This window comes from Bradyrhizobium sp. PRIMUS42, assembly GCF_023006515.1.
GTDB lineage: Bacteria > Pseudomonadota > Alphaproteobacteria > Rhizobiales > Xanthobacteraceae > Bradyrhizobium.
In genome coordinates, this window is record NZ_JALBGZ010001378.1 from 1 (window position 1) to 750 (window position 750).

Genomic DNA, 750 nt, shown 5'->3' on the forward strand with positions numbered 1-750 from the left:
AAACCAGGGCGGCTGACGTTCATCATCTACCTCTTGCGTCCGCGCACCGCATCCGACAGCCGCTCCAGCGCGGTGTCGAGCGTCTCGTCCTTCTTGGCAAAGCAGAAGCGCGACCGCCGAGGTCGTGAGTAGAGTTCTCATGTCTCAATCCTCTCTATGAATTCAGGGTGACGACGTCGAGATCGTGCAGCCATTGACGGTGATGGTGCTGGCGCTGGTGGAGCCAGGCCCGCCTGCCGTCGACGACGAGCTCGAGACGTTGCCGCCGCCGGCCTGCACATGCACCGATGATCCGCCTGCCGAGCTCGAGCTCGAAAGCGAACCGCTCGACGACGTCGATCCGGTCGTGCCGGAACCCGATGTGCCGACAGCGGTAATGCTACCGTCGGCGTGTTTTTCGACCGTGACCTTGCAGGTCTCGCCCGATGCATTCTTGCCGGTCTTTTCCATGGTTGCTGCCTGAGCAGCGCCACCCATCAGGGCCAACGCTGCGATCGCAATGATTGATCTGTTCATGCGAGTTCTCCTCCAACAAAGACGAAGGAGCGGCATCGCTGCCGCTCCTCGTTCAAGGCATCAATCCTTGTCCTTGTGGTGGCCCTTGCCTTTTTCCATGCCTCTGTCGCTGGCATGACCCGCAGACGAGCCGGCCGCGCCGACGGTCGAGCCGCTCTTGCCGTCACCGGCTGACGAGCCGCCCGTGCCGAGCGTCGATGCTGAGTTGGAGCCCGAACCTGCCGCAGAGCCGCC

Annotated in this window: 1 protein-coding gene and 1 pseudogene; both read right to left on the reverse strand. The window is 62.9% G+C overall.

Annotated features, from left to right (window positions below):
- Nucleotides 1-162: 162 nt before the first annotated feature.
- Complete coding sequence (locus MOV75_RS40480) at nucleotides 163-516, reverse strand: hypothetical protein (RefSeq protein ID WP_246933026.1); 354 nt, start codon at nucleotides 514-516, stop codon at nucleotides 163-165.
- 60 nt (nucleotides 517-576) lie between these two features.
- Nucleotides 577-750: pseudogene (locus MOV75_RS40485) on the reverse strand (DUF3482 domain-containing protein); the annotation flags it as partial.

Excerpts from the sequence above, each read along its gene's own strand:
- MOV75_RS40480 (WP_246933026.1), bottom strand. The coding sequence starts at position 516 with ATGAACAGATCAATCATTGCGATCGCAGCGTTGGCCCTGATGGGTGGC.